The organism is Capnocytophaga stomatis, assembly GCF_002302635.1.
GTDB classification, from domain to species: Bacteria; Bacteroidota; Bacteroidia; order Flavobacteriales; family Flavobacteriaceae; genus Capnocytophaga; species Capnocytophaga stomatis.
In genome coordinates this window covers 2647264-2665118 of sequence record NZ_CP022387.1, presented here as the reverse complement: position 1 = coordinate 2665118, position 17855 = coordinate 2647264, and the positions used below count along the sequence as shown (strand labels likewise).

At 35.6% G+C, this 17855-nt stretch carries 18 protein-coding genes and 1 pseudogene; 7 read left to right on the top strand and 12 right to left on the bottom strand.

Going from position 1 to position 17855, the window contains the following annotated elements:
- Window positions 1-10 precede the first annotated feature (10 nt).
- From CGC58_RS11830 to CGC58_RS11785, 10 genes are all read right to left on the bottom strand, one after another.
- Window positions 11-652 carry an NADH:ubiquinone reductase (Na(+)-transporting) subunit D gene (locus CGC58_RS11830; protein ID WP_095896900.1) on the bottom strand — a complete coding sequence of 214 codons (642 nt, stop codon included), beginning with the start codon at window positions 650-652 and terminating at the stop codon, window positions 11-13.
- Window positions 653-656: 4 nt separating this feature from the next.
- Complete coding sequence (locus CGC58_RS11825) at window positions 657-1391, bottom strand: Na(+)-translocating NADH-quinone reductase subunit C (RefSeq protein WP_095896899.1); 735 nt, start codon at window positions 1389-1391, stop codon at window positions 657-659.
- Between the two features lie 2 nt (window positions 1392-1393).
- Window positions 1394-2620: an NADH:ubiquinone reductase (Na(+)-transporting) subunit B gene (locus CGC58_RS11820; protein ID WP_095896898.1), complete on the bottom strand. Its 1227-nt coding sequence runs from the start codon at window positions 2618-2620 to the stop codon at window positions 1394-1396.
- Window positions 2621-2725: 105 nt separating this feature from the next.
- Window positions 2726-3052 carry a DUF1493 family protein gene (locus tag CGC58_RS11815; RefSeq protein ID WP_095896897.1) on the bottom strand — a complete coding sequence of 109 codons (327 nt, stop codon included), beginning with the start codon at window positions 3050-3052 and terminating at the stop codon, window positions 2726-2728.
- 15 nt (window positions 3053-3067) lie between these two features.
- The gene (locus CGC58_RS11810; RefSeq protein WP_095896896.1) at window positions 3068-3418 is read right to left on the bottom strand and encodes a hypothetical protein; all 351 of its coding nucleotides are present in this window, start codon (window positions 3416-3418) and stop codon (window positions 3068-3070) included.
- A complete protein-coding gene (locus CGC58_RS11805; protein ID WP_095896895.1) occupies window positions 3412-3657 on the bottom strand; it encodes a hypothetical protein in 246 nt (81 codons plus the stop codon). The genes CGC58_RS11810 and CGC58_RS11805 overlap by 7 nt, the downstream gene beginning before the upstream one ends.
- Window positions 3658-3827: 170 nt before the next feature.
- Complete coding sequence (locus CGC58_RS11800; protein ID WP_095896894.1) at window positions 3828-5180, bottom strand: Na(+)-translocating NADH-quinone reductase subunit A; 1353 nt, start codon at window positions 5178-5180, stop codon at window positions 3828-3830.
- A 237-nt stretch (window positions 5181-5417) separates the two neighbouring features.
- The gene (locus CGC58_RS11795) at window positions 5418-7253 is read right to left on the bottom strand and encodes an SUMF1/EgtB/PvdO family nonheme iron enzyme (protein ID WP_095896893.1); all 1836 of its coding nucleotides are present in this window, start codon (window positions 7251-7253) and stop codon (window positions 5418-5420) included.
- A 178-nt stretch (window positions 7254-7431) separates the two neighbouring features.
- Window positions 7432-10062, bottom strand: coding sequence for a putative LPS assembly protein LptD (locus tag CGC58_RS11790; RefSeq protein ID WP_394336617.1), 2631 nt, complete (start codon window positions 10060-10062; stop codon window positions 7432-7434).
- Between the two features lie 119 nt (window positions 10063-10181).
- Window positions 10182-10703 (bottom strand): DUF7935 family protein, encoded by a 522-nt coding sequence (locus CGC58_RS11785; RefSeq protein ID WP_095896892.1) that lies wholly within the window; start codon window positions 10701-10703, stop codon window positions 10182-10184.
- Window positions 10704-11009: 306 nt separating this feature from the next.
- On the opposite strand from CGC58_RS11785, the gene CGC58_RS11780 reads away from it, so the two are divergent.
- Window positions 11010-12257 (top strand): site-specific integrase, encoded by a 1248-nt coding sequence (locus CGC58_RS11780; RefSeq protein ID WP_095896891.1) that lies wholly within the window; start codon window positions 11010-11012, stop codon window positions 12255-12257.
- A 138-nt stretch (window positions 12258-12395) separates the two neighbouring features.
- On the opposite strand, the gene CGC58_RS12765 is transcribed toward CGC58_RS11780, so the two are convergent.
- Entirely contained in the window at window positions 12396-12638 is a 243-nt protein-coding gene (locus tag CGC58_RS12765) for a hypothetical protein (protein WP_095896890.1), read from the bottom strand.
- Between the two features lie 209 nt (window positions 12639-12847).
- On the opposite strand from CGC58_RS12765, the gene CGC58_RS11770 reads away from it, so the two are divergent.
- From CGC58_RS11770 to CGC58_RS12760, 4 genes are read left to right on the top strand one after another with little or no spacing between them, the layout of a single operon-like run.
- The gene (locus CGC58_RS11770) at window positions 12848-13195 is read left to right on the top strand and encodes a molybdenum ABC transporter ATP-binding protein (protein WP_095897221.1); all 348 of its coding nucleotides are present in this window, start codon (window positions 12848-12850) and stop codon (window positions 13193-13195) included.
- A gap of 14 nt (window positions 13196-13209) precedes the next feature.
- Complete coding sequence (locus CGC58_RS11765; RefSeq protein ID WP_095896889.1) at window positions 13210-13602, top strand: single-stranded DNA-binding protein; 393 nt, start codon at window positions 13210-13212, stop codon at window positions 13600-13602.
- A gap of 21 nt (window positions 13603-13623) precedes the next feature.
- Entirely contained in the window at window positions 13624-14148 is a 525-nt protein-coding gene (locus tag CGC58_RS11760) for an antirestriction protein ArdA (protein WP_095896888.1), read from the top strand.
- 15 nt (window positions 14149-14163) lie between these two features.
- Entirely contained in the window at window positions 14164-14652 is a 489-nt protein-coding gene (locus CGC58_RS12760; protein ID WP_157909265.1) for a hypothetical protein, read from the top strand.
- Here the strand turns inward: CGC58_RS12760 and CGC58_RS11755 are convergent.
- Window positions 14580-14798, bottom strand: a pseudogene (locus CGC58_RS11755) (DUF4134 domain-containing protein); the annotation flags it as partial. The gene CGC58_RS12760 and the pseudogene CGC58_RS11755 overlap by 73 nt on opposite strands.
- Window positions 14799-14946: 148 nt before the next feature.
- On the opposite strand from CGC58_RS11755, the gene CGC58_RS11750 reads away from it, so the two are divergent.
- Together CGC58_RS11750 and CGC58_RS11745 are read left to right on the top strand one after the other, a co-directional pair.
- Window positions 14947-16935, top strand: a complete 1989-nt coding sequence (locus tag CGC58_RS11750) for an OLD family protein (RefSeq protein ID WP_095896887.1) — start codon at window positions 14947-14949, stop codon at window positions 16933-16935.
- A complete protein-coding gene (locus CGC58_RS11745; RefSeq protein WP_157909264.1) occupies window positions 16932-17855 on the top strand; it encodes a hypothetical protein in 924 nt (307 codons plus the stop codon). The genes CGC58_RS11750 and CGC58_RS11745 overlap by 4 nt, the downstream gene beginning before the upstream one ends.

Here is a 17855-nt window from a genome sequence, read left to right as displayed (position 1 = left end):
AGTTAACCAATTATTCCTCAATTAATGATTTGTTACGTGTACGCTGAATCCAAATCACGATTCCGTAAGTGATAAGTGCCATTGGAGCAAGTAGCATAAATCCGTTATTTTCGTATCCTAATGCGTACAAACCTGTCTTTTTGATAGGGTCGCCCAATACTTGGATTCCGAAAAGCGTTCCCGAACCCAAAAGTTCACGGAAGAAAGCCACAATCACAAGAGCAATGGCGTAACCTCCTGCGTTTCCGATACCATCCAAGAACGATTTCCAAGGCGTGTTCCCCAAAGCGAAAGCCTCAAAACGTCCCATAATGATACAGTTCGTGATGATAAGCCCCACGAATACAGAAAGTTGCTTACTTAACTCATACGAAAAGGCTTTCAGCACTTGGTCAACAATGATTACCAACGCCGCAACCACCAACAATTGCACGATAATACGAATTTTACCAGGAATAACGTTTCTGATTAAAGAAATTACCACGTTCCCCACACTGAGTACAAATATTACGGACAATCCCATAACGATAGCCGCTTTAAGCTGTGCCGTAATCGCCAACGCGGAACAAATCCCCAATACTTGTACGGTAATCGGGTTGTTATCCCATAGCGGGTCTGTAACCAATTTTACGTCTTTTTTTGATAGTCCCATAATATTAGTTTTTTAAGTTTTTAATATAATCAACATACGCACCAACGCCTGTTTTAACCATCTCATTTACACCATTTACGGTAAGAGTTGCTCCGGCAATGGCATCAACTTTTCCGTCTTCTTTACGTTTGTTTTCAGGGTCGCTGTTTGATTTTGAACCTTCAACACTTTGGAAATGCCCCGAAGCGTCCAACAAATGCTCCCCGATGAAATCGTCCATAAAGAAACGCTCTTTGATGTTTGAACCCAATCCGGCAGTTTCTCCTTTGTGGTCGAAGAAAACTCCCTGAACGATAAGATTCTTATCCACAGCTACATATCCCCAAATAGCATCCCAAAGTCCTTTTCCGGAAACAGGAATGATGTAGAAGGTTTTGCTGTCTTTCTCACCTACAAAAAGCGGCAGACCGTTTTCGCCTTTTTTAAGCGGATTTTCAATCAAATCACGCTCCGATGCCTGTCCGTTTTCAATCACCAATTGTTGTTTGATGTACTTGTTAAACTCGGCTTTTACCTCAGAAGTAGGAACGAAAGTTACATCGCCCTCACCCAAATTAGTATTCTGATTTCTATTTACGCCCATTGCGTAAAGTACGTTTTGCTGCTTTTCAAACTTCTTGTTCTCGCTGATTTTATCACTCAACGCCGAAGAAACTCCCGCAAGCAACGCTCCTACGATAATTACCATAATAATGGCAAAAATCACTGTATATGAATTACTTTCAGTTCTATTTGACATACCTATGCAGTTTTAGCTTTTAGACGTTTTTTTCTTCTTGCCACATTTGCCTGAACCACGTAATGGTCGATAGTTGGAGCAAATACGTTCATCAACAAGATTGCCAACATAACTCCCTCAGGATAAGCAGGATTGAAGCAACGAATCATTATCGAAATGAAACCTGCCAAAAATCCGTAAATATATTTACCCGTATTGGTTTGCGATGCTGTAACGGGGTCTGTCGCCATAAACACCGTACCGAAAGCAAATCCTCCGATGAGCAAGTGTTGCCAAGCCGGCATACTCCACAGGGTGAAAAATTGCGTTCCTTCCATTGACGGAGCAAAAGCGTTGAAAATATATCCCATTGCCAAACCTCCAAGTACCATACTTAGCATAATTCTCCAACTTCCTATCTTAGTGAAAATCAAGAACAAAGCTGCTAAAATTATAAGCAAAGTAGAAGTTTCACCGATTGAACCCGGAGTAAACCCGAAGAACATATCCGAAACCGAAAATTTATCGGCAATGTTGTGTTGCTGAGCCAAATGCCCAAGAATAGTTTCTCCGGAAATAGCGTCTAAATTTGCTCCGGAAGCGATTTCCTGAGCGCGTTTAGTAGCCCCTTCTACCCAAATTTTGTCGCCACTCATCGAAGTCGGATAAGCGAAGAACAAAAACGCACGGATAGTAAGTGCCGGATTTAAGATATTCATTCCCGTTCCTCCAAAAACTTCTTTCCCGATAATTACCCCGAAAGCCACCGCAACAGCAAGCATCCAAAGTGGTAAATCAACAGGAACGATAAGCGGAACAAGCATTCCAGTTACCAAATATCCTTCCTCAACTTCGTGTCCACGAAGTGTAGCGAAGATAAATTCAATTCCCAAACCAACGGCGTAAGAAACTATCACCAACGGAAGCACTTTTATAGCTCCGAAAGAGAAGTTTTGCCACGACCAAAATTCGGGACTAAAAAAAGGTAGCCCTACGGCGTGCGATAAAGCTCCCGTAGCTACATAATGCTGATACCCCACGTTAAAAATCCCGAAGATAAGACACGGAACCAGTGCCATAATCACGGTATTCATCGTACGTTTGAGGTCGTCAGCTGCCTTAATGTGCGTACCGCCGTGGGTCGTTTCATTAGGCAAATAAAGGAACGTATGCAAAGCATTGAACGTCGTTTCCAGCTTCGTTCCCTTATACTTTTCTTTTAACGTATGTAATTTACTTTTTAAACTCATTTTTCTTATAATAAAGAATGATTACTTAAACAATTAGTTATTAGGGAATAGGGATTAGTTTTTCTAATCACCATCCACCTTTATAAGTCATAGGATATTTCGTGTTTACTCCAAAATCCCGCTTTTGATAGCCTCATCTAATTCGGCAAAACTCAGGTCTTTGCGTTCTTCCTTTTCCTGTTTCTTCCCTAAAAAGATGTTTTTTATTAGTTCCAAAATCGGACTTCCTTCGGGGTAAAAACGTTCTTCGTAATTGAACGCTTCGCCAAGTTTTACATTAAATCGCTTCATAAATCGCCCCACGAAATCATCCAAATCTTCGCCCGCCATCTTGAAATTTTTGTAAAGTTTCATTTCAGGAGTGAAGACCATTTTGCGGGATTCATACCGAAATTCTTTTCGTAAAAACTCTTGCAATTCCTCACTTAACATAAAGTACGATATTTATTACCAATTATGAGAAGATCCTCCACCTCCACCTGAGCCTCCTCCAAAAAAAGGAGAAAAAGCATCCCTCTTATCATTATCTTTATACACCTCTACCAAAATGTTCACTGCATCAATTACCAGTAAAACCATTCCGACATTGGGTATCAATCTGCCAAGAGCCCTCCCCATCGTTTTAGTTGAAACTAATCTAAACTTTGCATTAATAGTGTAAACACGGAAAGGCAATTTTTGAGGGAAAGTCTTTGACAAAAAACTTGATGCAATTGAAGTTGCTCCAACAGCTCCTTTCGTAACAAATTTTTTTCGTATAATGGGACTTCCCAAAGCTACCATCCCTGCTCCTACCATTCCCTTTGAATGTTTATCAAAAAACTTTCTTCTTGAAAATTAGAAGTTTTATTTTCTAAATTTCCTATCTGGCAATAATATGGAGCATTGTGATTATTAAGGTAAAACAAATTAGATCGAATTTCATTATACAATAGCTTCTCGGGAGATAAATACTTTTTTTGTTGTATCTCTCTTTGAGCACTTGCTCTTGATTTTTCTATCAAATTCAGAAAATCAAAGTCTGATAACTCATCCATATAATTCTGATTTAAGTTTAATCATTTACAATACTTGTATATTCAAAAATTATGATTTACTCTAAAAAATTACCTCCCAATAAGTTTTGGTAAAAATTGCTTATTTTTCAGTTTTTAAAAGAACGATGGCAATGTATTTCATCTGAAAAATGAAAAATCATCAGCCCAACTTATCCTAACTCTTGCATCATCAAATCCAATCCTTCGCGGATAATCTTTTGATGTGGTTGTTTAGAAACGCAAACAAACTCGGTCAAGGCAAAATCCTCAGGGGCAATTTCGTAAGCTCCCAAGTTTTCCAACTCGTCCAAATCTTTGTACAAACACGCTTTTAAAAGTTGCATCGGATAGATGTCCAACGGAAAAACTTCTTCGTACATACCCGTCATCACAAAGGCACGATGTTCGCCATTGGTGTTGGTGTTTAGGTTGTATTTTTTCTTCGGATTCAGCCAAGAGAAAGTCATTGCCCTCGTGGTTGAAACTTTATTAAAAATAGGTTTGTTCCAACCGAAAAACTCGTAGTCGTCTCCTTCGGGAATTACCGTGATTTGGTCATCGTAATACCCTAAAAATCCGCCTTCCGAAACTTTTTCTCCCGTAAGCACATCACCACTGATGATACGTGATTTCTCCTTTTTAAGATTTCCGGAAACAAGGCTATCCATCTGAGCACCAGCAACTGCCGAAAAGTATTGCGGTTTTTCCACACAAGCCCCCGTAAGAGCCACAGTGCGAGTAAGGTTGAGCTTTCCAGTTACAAAAAGTTCACCGATAACCACCAAATCTTGCGGGGTTACCACCCAAACCACTTCGCCCTTGTTAATCGGGTCAATTTTAGCAATTTGTGTACTTACATTTCCAGCAGGATGTGGACCTGAAACGTTGTGAATCACGATGTCTTTAAGATTTCTGAGTGGCGATTGCGGGTCATTTTTGAAGACTGATACGTGTACCTTGCCCGTAGTGAGTTTGGCTAAGGCAGTCAGTGCCACTTGTAAGAATTTCTCTTTTCCGTTAAGCACATAGCTGTAATCGGGAGCAAGCGGATTGGTTTTGCAAGCCGAAACAAAAATCGCTTTTGGGGTAGTGTCAGCCCCTGCGATAATGTCGTACGGACGTTGCTTAATGAAAGTCCAAGCCCCACTTTCAAGCAAGAAATTCTTGATTTCGTCTGCTGACATTTTTGCAGGGTCTTTGCTTCCGAAGTCCTTAAACACTTGTTGCGTATCCGGTAAGATTTTGATTTCTAAAATCTTACGACGTTCCCCACGAACAACTTCGGCGATTTTCCCACTCACAGGAGAAGGGAAAACAACCCGCTCATCTTTTTTGTCGTGAAAAACGGCTTCTCCGGCTTTAACTTCTGTGCCCTCCTTTGCGATAAGCTTCGGCACAACAGAATGAAAATCAGAGGGTTTAAGACCATACACTTTCGCAAGCGGAAGCTGCCGAGTAATCTTCTCAGCCTCCCCTTCCAAGTGTATGTCCAACCCCTTTCGAATGCGGATGTCGTTTGACATATCTGTTAAATTATTGTTAGTTAGTTTTATTAAAATTCGGTACAAATATAATACTTTATATTTATAAAAGAAGATAAAAAAGTTTTTTTTGTTGTATTTCGAGTTCTAAAATCGTCAATTGTAGCAATTATTCAATCGTAAACACATACTCTCTTTTTAAAATTTTCTAAATTTAAATAAAAAAACATCCTCTCAGAAAAGAAAGGATGTTTGTAAAAGTTTCATTTTAAATCTTTATTACTCTTTAAATACAACACGGAAACCTATGTTATTTTGATAAGAACCATTCGCTCCACGATTTGCTGAACGACAATAATTTGGTTTGCAATACACACTAGCACCGCGACGAACAAACACTTTTTTAGGATTATCCGTTTTATATGGTTCTGGGTTTACTTTTGCCTCTGGCGTATATCTTGAACTATACTCATCCAATGTCCATTCCCAAGCATTTCCACTCATATCGTGAATACCTAATTCATTAGCTTTCAATGTTCCAACAGGATTAAGTCCTTTTGAATTTCCTAAATGATACCCTACTTCATTAACAATATTGCTTCCTGAAAATTTAAACTTATTACTTTTAACTCCCCCCAAAGAAGCGAATTCCCATTGGGCTTCTGTTGGCAATTTGCCACCTACCCATTCTGCATAAGCATTTGCTCCATACCAAGAAACGTAAGTTACAGGATAATTTTCACGCCCCTTTACGACTTCATAAGTATTTCCATTTTTAACAATACCTCTTTCTCTCTCTTTATCAGCACCATAATAGTAAAACATCCCTTGTTCTACTTTATTACCCTTTTCGTTTAAGAACTTAGCAAATTGTGCATTGGTAACCTCATATTTACTGATTCTGTAGCTACTCAAAGTCACAGTATTTCTAACTCTTTCATCAGGATCTCCATCATCACTTCCCATCAAAAAACTCCCACCTTCAACCAATACAGTATCCATTTCTTCAGGTTTTATGATATTTTCAACCACGTAAACTCCCAAAACAGCCTCTTTACCTGAGACTTTGTCTTTTAAGATAATATCAGCCTTCGTGGTAGCAAGACCCGTAATTATGATTTTGTTTTCGCGAATTGTTGCATTCACATCATTTGGTAAATTATCCAACAGCTCATATTGACCACTACCGTCAATCACCTGAACTTCAACTGATTCATTAACCTTCAAACTGATATTACTCACTTCAAGACTTAGTGCGTATACATTTGCTGTAATCACTCTAGGTTCATTTACCTCATTAGATATTGTAATAGTCACTACTCCTGTCTTATAACCATCAATATGAACCATATCTCCTTCCACTTTCACCTTGGCTATGGTCTCATCACTTGATGTCACTGTGTAATTTCCTGCACCTGAAGTAATTTGTATTTTCGTATTTTCTAATTTCTCTCCTTTTACCGCAGCTTGATCCCTTTCAATATCTGTAAAAGCTCTAACAATCAAATCATTTCCTTCAATATTTAGCCCAATAATCTGTTTCTCTGTCACAATCACATTGAAAGTAACTTCTTTACTACTTGCTTTATCTTTAACCTTAACCGTTGTTGTACCTGATGACACACCACCAACAACCACTGTTGTTTGCGATAAAGTTGCAGTAGCAATGGTAGAATCGGATACCGAAACTTCGTAATCTCCGTTTCCTGAAGAAATGTTTGCAACTTTGTTTTCTCCTAAATACAAAGTCAACTCATTTACATCAAGAGCTAAATCCACCAAACCTTCACTAACGGCAATCTTCACAGTTGCCCTTTGATTAGTTTTTTTATCAAGTACCGTTACTGTTGCCTCTCCTTCGGCTACCCCAGTCAAAACTACTTTAGTTTGTGAAAGAGAAGGTTTTATTACGGCATTATTGGAACTCAGCACTTCATACTCTCCACTGCCAGCTTTAATATCAAAGGAAATATTCTCCCCTTCCCTAACAGCAAGATTTTGACCTGCTACACTCAATTTAAGGTCATCATAGGTAACCTCATCCTTTTTGGAACAATTTGTAGCTGTCATTACAATCATCAATGCAACAGCTACATAAGCAAAAAATTTTTTCATAAGAAATTATATGTTGTTATTAGTAGATATATTCATTTTCGAGATGCAAAGGTAATTATTTATTCAATAAAAAATATAAACAAAATTTAAAATTTTTCATAAAAATACACTTTCAAAATTAAAAAAATCATAATTTTGAATATAAGAAAAGGCTCCTCTTTAAATTATTCACAAAATATTAACGTAATCTTCTGTCCGGTTCTTTGCTCTTATCCCACTTCAAGTCAGACAGCATTGAGGATTTTATTCCTATGAAGAAATACCAAGAATTCCTATATCCAATGGGTGTGAAGTGAAAACTCATCCTAAAACTATTCAAATCACGTTCAAATCGTAATTGCGTGTAAGTAATTCCTTTATTTATAAAATCGTATCCGCTTGAAATTCCCACTTGCCATTTTGGTGAAAGTTCAACATTACTTGAAAACATAATGGAATTATTCGAAATCCTTCCCTCACGAGCCATATTACTGTAAGTCAAGGAGTAAGCCAAATTAACATCCCACGGAATGCTTGCATTATAGAAAGAACTTTTCTTTTCGTCTCTTTCTTGTTTTTCTTCTGCTTCCTCATCTTCGTCTTCATTCTGCATATCATTTATGGGTTTGGACGAACCGAACAAATCATCCGCACGCCCTCCGGAAGCCGTGTTATCGTTATTTTTTGTTTTGCTTTTATCTCTGTTTGAAAAAGTATAACTCGTTGATAAATTGGCATTTGTTAAACGGAAAAGACTTCCTCCATTATTAATATTAAACTTTTCCATCTGTCTTCCATTTTCATCAATTGCGTACGGATTCAAAGTCATCCCGAAATTGATAGGCAATTTTCCTTCGAAAAACGAAGTTCCTCCCGTTACGGATATAGGGCTAAATTGTTTTGTAATTACATTATAACTCGAACTGAAATTCAAGCTATTAAGCAACATAATTTTCTTTGGTTCGGTTTGTGTGCTGTCTTTTTGCTTCACTTTTGCTTCCAAAGTATTACTCAATGAAAAGCTGATGGATTGTGATTCATTAAGCCCCGGTGTTCCGTAAATCCCCCCTTCAAAACGAGTGTATTGCGACTTATTCCCGAAAGCATCCGAAATATAATCCTCATAATATTGATCGAAAGCAGGTGTATAACCATAACTAACAGACGGACGCATCACGTGCCTGATAGCCTGTATCTTACTATCTTTTTTAAATCGGAATGTTCCATAAACGGTAGTACCCAAACTCGCTCCCAAATTATATGTAAGAAAACGGTCAAAGCCATTCAATGTATCAATTTTAGATTTCCCTACGTTGCTATTGAAGTCATTTTTACGAATCGTTTTAAATTGCCAAGTTTCATTTAAAGACGAATTCAAGCCTAAAGTTATGTATTTGAACAATTTTGCCGTAGTACTAACAGGAATTGAATGTCGCACTCCGTTTTTGGCATCATTGAACATTTTTTTTGAAAAAAACAAACTATCAGTTGTTGAAAACCTATTATCAGCCTGCATACTATATTGAAAATTAAGGCTTTTTATAAAACCTTTTTTGGATTGACCTTGCTTGACGAAAGGATAAATACGTTCCAAATTTGCACGCAATGCAGGCAAAGTCATTTCAATACTTTGTGTATTAGTATTTTGCGAATGTGAAGCCGTAACAGAAAGATTTACAGAAGGATACACCGGAAAAGTTTTAGAATAAGAAATCGATGAGGATAACGTATTATTCAAAACATTTGGCGAATTGATTTGATTGTATGAATTTTGGTAATAACGACTACTTCCCAAATTCACCGATGCCGAAAAACTTGAATTAGGATTCGATTTTGCATCTTTTGAGTGTGTCCATTGAATGTTATATAAGGTCGTTCCACTGTAATCAGGAAGTCCTTTGATACTATAAATCTGATTTTCATAGTTTAAACTAAAATTACCAGAAAATTTATATCGTTTATTATATGCGGACTGTGCTCTGAAACCGTAACTTCCGTTGGTGAAATAATCTCCTGTGAGAGCCAAATCCAAATGGTCACTGATAACGAAGTAATATCCACCGTTTTGTATAAAATATCCTCGATTATTTACCTCTCCGAAAGTAGGAAAAATAAGCCCTGATGCTCGTCCTGAAACCATCGGATAATATGCAAAAGGAATGGCTATAGGAGTCGGAACATCAACAATATACATATTGCTAAGCCCCGCTATTATCTTCTTCTGCGGAACAAACTTAGCTTTTCGTACTTTGATGTAATAATCCGGGTCGTCCAAATCTTCCGCTGTTGTGATAATAGCATTCTTCATAAAATAGGTAGAATCATTCTCTTTTTTAATGATTTCACCTTTTATGTTATTTTCATCTTGCTTAGTGTAAGCATTTCGGATGATTGCTCTTTGGGTTTTGTAATTAAAACGGATGGAATCCGGTTCAATCACGTCATCACCTTGCTTAAAAACAGGATGTTGCGTGTATTCTCCAACAGAATCTTTCAATCGCCCTGCGTAAACTTCTCCTATATCAAATTTAATAAGCTCAATTCCTGCAGATATATCAATATCAGTATATTGTACTTGCGTTTCGTTGTACAAGATGATTTCACTTTTCACCTTATTAAATACAATACTGTCCTTAGCTTTGTACTTAACAATATCTTCCAAAGCTCCTTTTGGTTTTTGCAAAGAATCTTTCTTTAAAGAATCTTTTTCTTGCGAAAGAGAATCAATTTCAGATTTCGTATTTGTTTTTTTGATAGTGTCCTTCGCTGAGCTTCTGGAACGTTTCAAAGTATCCAACACCGAAAATGTGTAAAAACCCCGATAATCCATCTTTCGGATAGCAAACAACTCCGCATACCAAAAGAAACTGGTTGCGATTAATAAACCTATCAATAAAATTATTTGTCTCCGATAATTTAGCAAAGTATTCTTTTTTGAAATTTCAAAATTTAGCGTAAAAATTCACGAACTTCGTCCTTTAAATGGCTCAAAGCACTCGATGAAGGTGATGGTTTGTTGATAAACTCTTTAAAAATAAATTCGGTCATAGCCTTGGAATCAGCCAATTCCTCATCATATGTGGCTTTGCGAATCACTTGAATAGTTGCCATTTTGGCTGTTCGGATAACATTCCATAAATCTTCACTCATATATATTTGCTGTGAAAGATTATGTTCAAACTCCTCATCAATTGAATTTACCAATAACGCTTCATATTCTTTTTTAGGCAAGTTGCGGGAAGGAATGCGAAGTAATAATTGTTGCGGACTGATTCGCTCCAAAAACAAAGCCATTCGCTCGTAAGCCTGCAAACGCAACGGAAGCGAAAGTTTCTGATTTTCTTTTTGCAACAGAAAAAAACGGCGTTTTTCTTCATTTTTGGTGTGTAAATAAAAGAAGTAATAAGCAACCACACCAACAATGGCAGAAGGAACACAATACAACAAAAAAGTGACAATTTGGCTTTCCATTTGTTATGACATAATTTTGTGGACAAAAGTAATAATTTTTTCAAACAAAAAGAAAACTAAACTGTGAAAGTAAGTAAAAAGATGTAATATACACATACTAAATGGTTTAGTTTGTTATCAGGAAAGTATTGGAAAGCAAGGCATAGGGTAATTTGACGGGTAAAAACAAAGTTAGGTTTCTAAATCGTTACCTAATGGTAGTTTTAAATATTTTGAATAAAAGACTATATTTCAGTGTTTTGCACTTGTTTTCATAGCGTATGGTAACTCAATAGAAATTAATTTTGTAATTTAAAAAGTTGAGTTATGCAAGTAAAAAAATCAACCTTCAAAGTGCTTTTCTATCTGAAAAAGAATGCTCCTAAGAAAAACGGAAAAGTGGCCATTATGGGTAGGATTACCATTGATGGTAAAATTGCCCAATTTAGTACCAAGCTCGAAATTCTTCCTGATAAATGGGATTTGAAATTCGGCAAAGTCTTAGGTAAGAGTGAAGAAGCTCTTTCATTAAATCGCAAATTGGAAGAGCTGAAAACTCGTTTGGTCAATCAATATGACCATCTGATGAAAATGGATGGATTTGCCACTGCCGAAAAGCTTAAAAACAGCTTTTTAGGCATTGGAACAATGGACGATTCGCTTTTAAAAGTTTTTGAAAATTTCAACGTTGATTTTGAAAAAATGGTTCAAAAAGGAGTAAGAGGCAAACAAACATTAGCGAAATATCAAAATGTATATACACATCTTTCAGATTTTATTGGTTATAAATACCATCGAAAAGATATGGCTTTTCGGGAGCTTACAGCGGATTTCATTAAAGATTTTGATTTTTATCTTCGTATCAATAAAAGACTAACACACAATACAATATGGGTATATATGATGCCTTTGCGTAAGATGATTGACATCGCTTTGGAAAAGGATTTGATTCACAAGAATCCATTCCGAGAATACGAAATCACAATGCAGGAAAAAGACCGAGGCTATTTGCTAAAAGAAGAAATTGAGCAGTTGTTGAGCTGTACTTTTAAGAGTAAAACCCGCGAATTGGTGCGTGATTTGTTCGTGTTTAGCTGTTTTACGGGACTTTCGTATATTGACATCAAACAGCTCAAAAAGAGTCAAATTCAAACCTTTTTTGATGGTAATCGTTGGATTCTTTCCCGTAGGCAAAAGACAGGGAACACTTCCAACGTTCGCATACTTCCCATCGCTCAAAAAATCATTGATAAATACGAATCCTTCAGCAAAGGCGATTTTGTGTTTCCTGTTCCGAGTAACTCTTGTTCCAATTTTCATTTAAAAGAAATCAGTTTGAAAGTCGGTATTGACAAAACGAAACCTTTGAGTTTTCATTGGGCAAGGCATACTTTCGGCACCTTATTTCTTACAGAAGGCGTTCCTTTGGAAAGTGTTAGTAAAATGATGGGACACAAGAATTTGAAAACCACACAGATTTATGCTAAAATCACCAATGAAAAAATCAGTAGGGATATGGAAAAAATCGCTTATAAATTTAATGATTTCGGTGAGCGATTAGTTGCTTCATTATAGTATAATTTGCTGCAATTCATATGATAATATAAAATATTTGTCTTTAAGATTAACCGATACAGGGATTATTTACAATTTCTGTATCGGTTTTTTTATTGGATTTTATTCGGCAGAGGAAGACTCCTTCGTTTCATTTTATTAGTAATGGTGTGTGCGTTTGTTTATGGGATTTTCTCCTGTTTTATTTATGAAGTAATCACCCGAAATGGGTATTCGTTCTCGAGAGCAAAGGTATTTCTGTGTTTGTAACGCTGCCACAAGGTCAAGCCTCTGGTTTTCAAAAAAATCTCCACACCCGTTTTCAACAGGGGTTGTATTTTTTTGAAAAACCTTGTAGCCGCTAAACACAGACCTTTTAGGCTCTCGAAACGACAACCGCATATTCCGGCTCTTTATACGAATAAAAAAAATGTCGAAAATGATAAAAATGAACGCACTGCTTACTACTTGTTTTAATGAAACGACTTCGCTCTTCCTCTCATTGCCGAATTAAAAATTTTCAGAGATAGAGAGTGGAAAAAGCAGGGCGGACAAAACATTTCGCAAAACGCAACTCAAAACCCAAATATTCACACTCAAAAATAAAGAATATGACAAGAGAAAACACACCTATTGCCACAAAATTCGTATCGTGGAAAGTATGTACTTTAAACCAATTAAAAGACACTCGTGCCTACATATTACGGCAAAAACTCAATGAGAAGCAACCCCTGTCAAGAGCGGATAAAAACTGGATAACCTACCAAATCAACCATAATGCGTATTTCAAAAATGCCATTCCTATTATGGGATACTGCTTTGATTTTTCAGACGTTTTAAAAACTTTTTTGGTACTGCAATACCAACAATGGCACGAATACAAGGCGATTGACAAAACAAGCCTTCGGGCAATGCTTTATGGGAGAATATCCCTTATTATTGAAATTAAAAAACCTTAAACACATAAAACACTATGAATATCATTGGAAGATTGACAAGTGATGCACAGGTGCAGACCTTGTCCAACAAAAAACAAGTTGTTAATTTTTCGGTAGCGGTCAATGATAACTACCGAAATAAAGAGGGAGAAACCATACAGCAAACCACGTATTTTGATTGTGCGTATTGGATAAGTGTCAATGTAGCTAAGATATTGACCAAAGGGGCTTTGGTGGAGCTTTCGGGCAGGGTCAGTGCAAGAGCTTGGATAAATGCACAAGGCGAACCCAAAGCAGGATTGAATTTTCATACCTCAAAAATCAAATTGCATCAAGTTAAAAAGTCGGAAGCAACCACCAACACGCAACTCCAAGAACAAAAGCACTCCACAACAACGGACGAAGATTTTGACGATTTACCTTTTTAAACATTTTAAAACCAAAGAGATATGAATTATATCCTAAATGAAATACGTATTTATGTAGGTACATATAAAAAATACAATGAGGGTAATTTATTTGGTAAATGGTTTACTTTATCGAACTATGATGATATAGAGGCGTTTTATGCCGACTGCAAACGATTGCACCAAGATGAAGAAGACCCCGAATTAATGTTCCAAGATTGGAAATGTCCTCCAATTTTTGACGGATTTATAGGCGAATGCCATTTGGATAAAAGCATTTTTGAAATGGCTTTGCTTTTGGAAGAAATGAGCGATGACGATATAGAAATCGTACAAAATTATATCTATCTAACAGGAATACCTCTAAATGAGCAGACCATCGAAAAAGCCCAAGAGCGGTATATCGGTTACTTTTCCACTGAAACGGATTTTGCCGAATATTATGCGGAACAAACAGGACTACTCCAAAATATTCCTGATGAGGTGGCAATGTATTTTGATTATGAAGCCTATGCAAGGGATTTGGATTTTATGGAACACAATAACCACTATTTCTATAATTATTAACCAAAAAGAAAAAAGATGAAAATAGCAAACACAAATACAAAACATATCCTAATAAAAGCCCATACCAATAGCGATTGGGATACCTGCGACTTTGCCATCATTCAAATAGATGAAGCGTGGAAAAAAGAGTTAAAAAAACGGCTAAAATTAGTTGAGTTCATTGATGATATGCCTAACCTTGTTTCGGTTTTGTTTCGAGATAGTGCCGTGAGTTTTTACGCCACTAATGAAGATGACACGCCCCATATAGATACCCTTTTGGGGGACAAAAATTGGCAATTTGTGAGCCTCGAAAACAACGAAACGAACCATTTTAACACTCCCACAAGTACGCTCAACTTATATCAAATGGTAGTTTGTAAAGGTGGGTATGCCTACTTCCAAGCCTTTGGAAAACATACGGGGGAAGAATTCTACACAGATGATTTTAACGGATCGCCACTACTGAACTTGTTATACACCTTTACCCCACCGATAAGTCCCACCACGGCACCTATGGCATAAATCAGTTTGGTAGCAGGGTCAAAGTACGAGGTAACCATTTTGGTAGCCTCATTGATACCACCCACTCCATTGCCCTGTGAAAAGGCAAAATTCGCCATCATCAAAAGCAATAAAAACAACTTTTTTTGAATTAATTTTCGTGTCATTTTTTTAACGTTTTTAAAATTTTAAGGCAAAAGTAGATTCATAATATCCACTGAAAATCAAAGTGGTAGCAAATGGAAGAAGATGGCAGGGATTGGCAGTTGTTAAGAATTATTTGTATATTTGCAATACCTTATTTATAATTGAAAAATGATCGTAAGTATATATCTGAAGGAACACGGATTTTTAAAGCTAGAAACTCCCCAAACCTTAAATTTTGGAGGAAAGTATCTGTATAATTTTGAAGAGCAAGGTCGCAATCTGTGTGTAACAAAAAAGTTGAATGAAAAATACATTCCTGATTTTTTTAATATTTCTGGAAGCCAATGTAAAATAAATTTACTCAGTGCTATTGTTGGAGCAAATGGTGTTGGGAAGTCATCTGTTTTAGATATCATACGAAATATATTTGCTAATTCTGGCTATAACGGAGCTTTCCCTCATAATCTTTGTGTAGTTTTGGTGGAAGAGAATGGGCAAACCAAGGTTTTGTATGAAGCAGGTTATACCAATATTTATATAAAATCTGATAGTGGTGAAACATCAGAGTTAGAATATGCTTCAAAACAAGAATACCAATCTATTTATTACTCTCCCCATTTTGATTTAAAGTACAATCCGGATTTTGATGAAGTGGATAAATATGATATTTCTCTTGATAAATACATCCAAAAAGATTTGGAGAATATTGATAAAAAAGGAACTAACGAATCTGGGTGGAAATATCCTCTGCACGAAGAATTGAAGTTTAAAGAGTCTATGAGGCAGATTGAGTTAATGCAATCATCTATTTTTCAAAACAATTCTGTTTTTCGTGATATTTTTAATCTTCCTGAATATAAAATAGGCGTATTGTATTTTAGAGAAACAAATATTGATTATGATGATAAGGGAAAAGTGAATTTTTGGAATACGCCGATGCCTTTACAATCCATTATTCAGTTAATTTTAGATAAACTACAAGAAGAATATAAAAAATGGCATTCCATAAGAATTTTTGATAAAAATAGTAACGTTACAAATCAAGAAAAAGTAAATAAATACCTATTAGAAAGATATGTTATCCAATGTTTTATGACAATGATTATAAATCAAATGGAAAAACATAATACTTGGCTTGAAGAAGGGCATATACCAGAGCCATACCAAATGGAAAGGTTTGCAAATCATTCTGCAAAAGATGTTTTCCTTTATTTTATTAAAGAAAGTTTTATTGAGAAAGGAGGTCATAAAAAGAAAATTTTTGAATATGAAAAAATTAAATTATTTATTGAAAAACTATTTACTCTTTTCGAAAAAGAAAAAAATCCTGATAAAATAACAAAACAGAGTATTTGGCTCGATTTAAGCGAATTAAAAGAGATATTAGAATTGCATAAAGAGATAATTACCAATCTTTTCCATTATTATCCAAAATATGAGAGGAAAATAGATGAAATGGATTATGTAGAAGGTTTTTTATCGTTTTATCCCACAGACAGAAATATGAGTTCGGGGGAAACGGCAACACTTAATTTATTTTCAAAATTATATGATTTTATTGATATGAATTTAGTGGAAGAAAGACAATTTTTATCCAATACACAAAACTATATTTTACTATTAGATGAAGCAGATTTGGGCTTTCACCCACTTTGGAAGAAAAAATATGTGAATGCAATTTTGAAGGCGTTGCCATATTTCTTTGAAAATCTACTCCTAAAACCTAATTTACAAATTATCATTACCACGCACGACCCTTTGACTTTGTCGGATTTACCAATGAATAATGTGGTTTTCATACAAAGGCGGGGGGATTTTTTAGAAGTTGTTCCCGAAGAAAACAAAGTACAAAAAACATTTGGAGCAAATATTACGGATTTGTTAGCACACTCCTTCTTTGTAGAGAACGGATTGATTGGTGATTTTGCAAAATCGAAAATAGAAGAAACCATTACTTGGATAAATGAAAATAAAACCAATCAGGGTGAAAATTTTGAAAAAGAATTGAAATATTATAAGAAAGTCATCAATTTGATTGATGAAAGAGTACTAAAGTTAAAACTTACCGAAATGATTACTGAATTGGTTCCCGATGACCATTATCACAACCAAATCATCGAAGAAGAAATTAAAAAACTAAAAAGATTAAGAAAATGATTTACATAGATATAAATAAACCGAATATAATAAGAGCAAGAGATTATCACTATCAGATAATGAAATACATTATCCAGAAAAGGATAAAAGGTAATAATTTCAAAGATAAACCACCTATTACTAATATGAAAATCCAACAAATTAAAGGAATTGATTATGCAATACAAATTTTTTTTGAAAATGAAGAAAACTTGAAAAAAGTATTAATAGGCTTGCCAACGGAATTAGATAAGATAAAAACAAAGTTTTCAAAAAAGGGCAAAATAAAACAACTTTTTCATTATGACAATTGGATAAAATATGACAAATATAATGCTTACCATTTGGCGGAAAAATTAGATATTCCCACTTGTCCATATTGTGGGAGAATGTATACAAAAACAGTGATTTCAGAAAAAGGGAAAAAAATTGTGCGTCCTGATTTTGATCATTGGTTTCCAAAAAGTAAATATCCTCTTTTAGCTTTGTCGTTTTATAATTTAATCCCTAGCTGTAATATCTGTAATAGTAGACTGAAGGGAGCTTATGATTTTGAGTTAGATACTCATTTTCACCCTTACCATAAAGTCGATGATTTGAAATTTACTTTCAGTTATGATTTAGATGCCTATGAAAAACCTCGTGTAAAAATTGTAACTGAAAATGATTTTTCCAAAGATTCTGTAAAAGCATTTGAGTTAGAAGAAATTTACAAAACGCATCAAGACGAAGTAGAAGATTTACTAAAAATTCGCCAAGCCTATTCCGAAAATTATATTGAAATTCTTAATAAAACACTAGAAGGAGCAAATCTCACTCGTGAAGAAGTTTACCGTTTGGCTTTTGGGGCTCATCTTGCCGAAGATAAATTTGACCGAAGACCACTCAGCAAAATTAAAAAAGACATCTTAACCGAATTAGGAATTGTAAAATTGAAATGA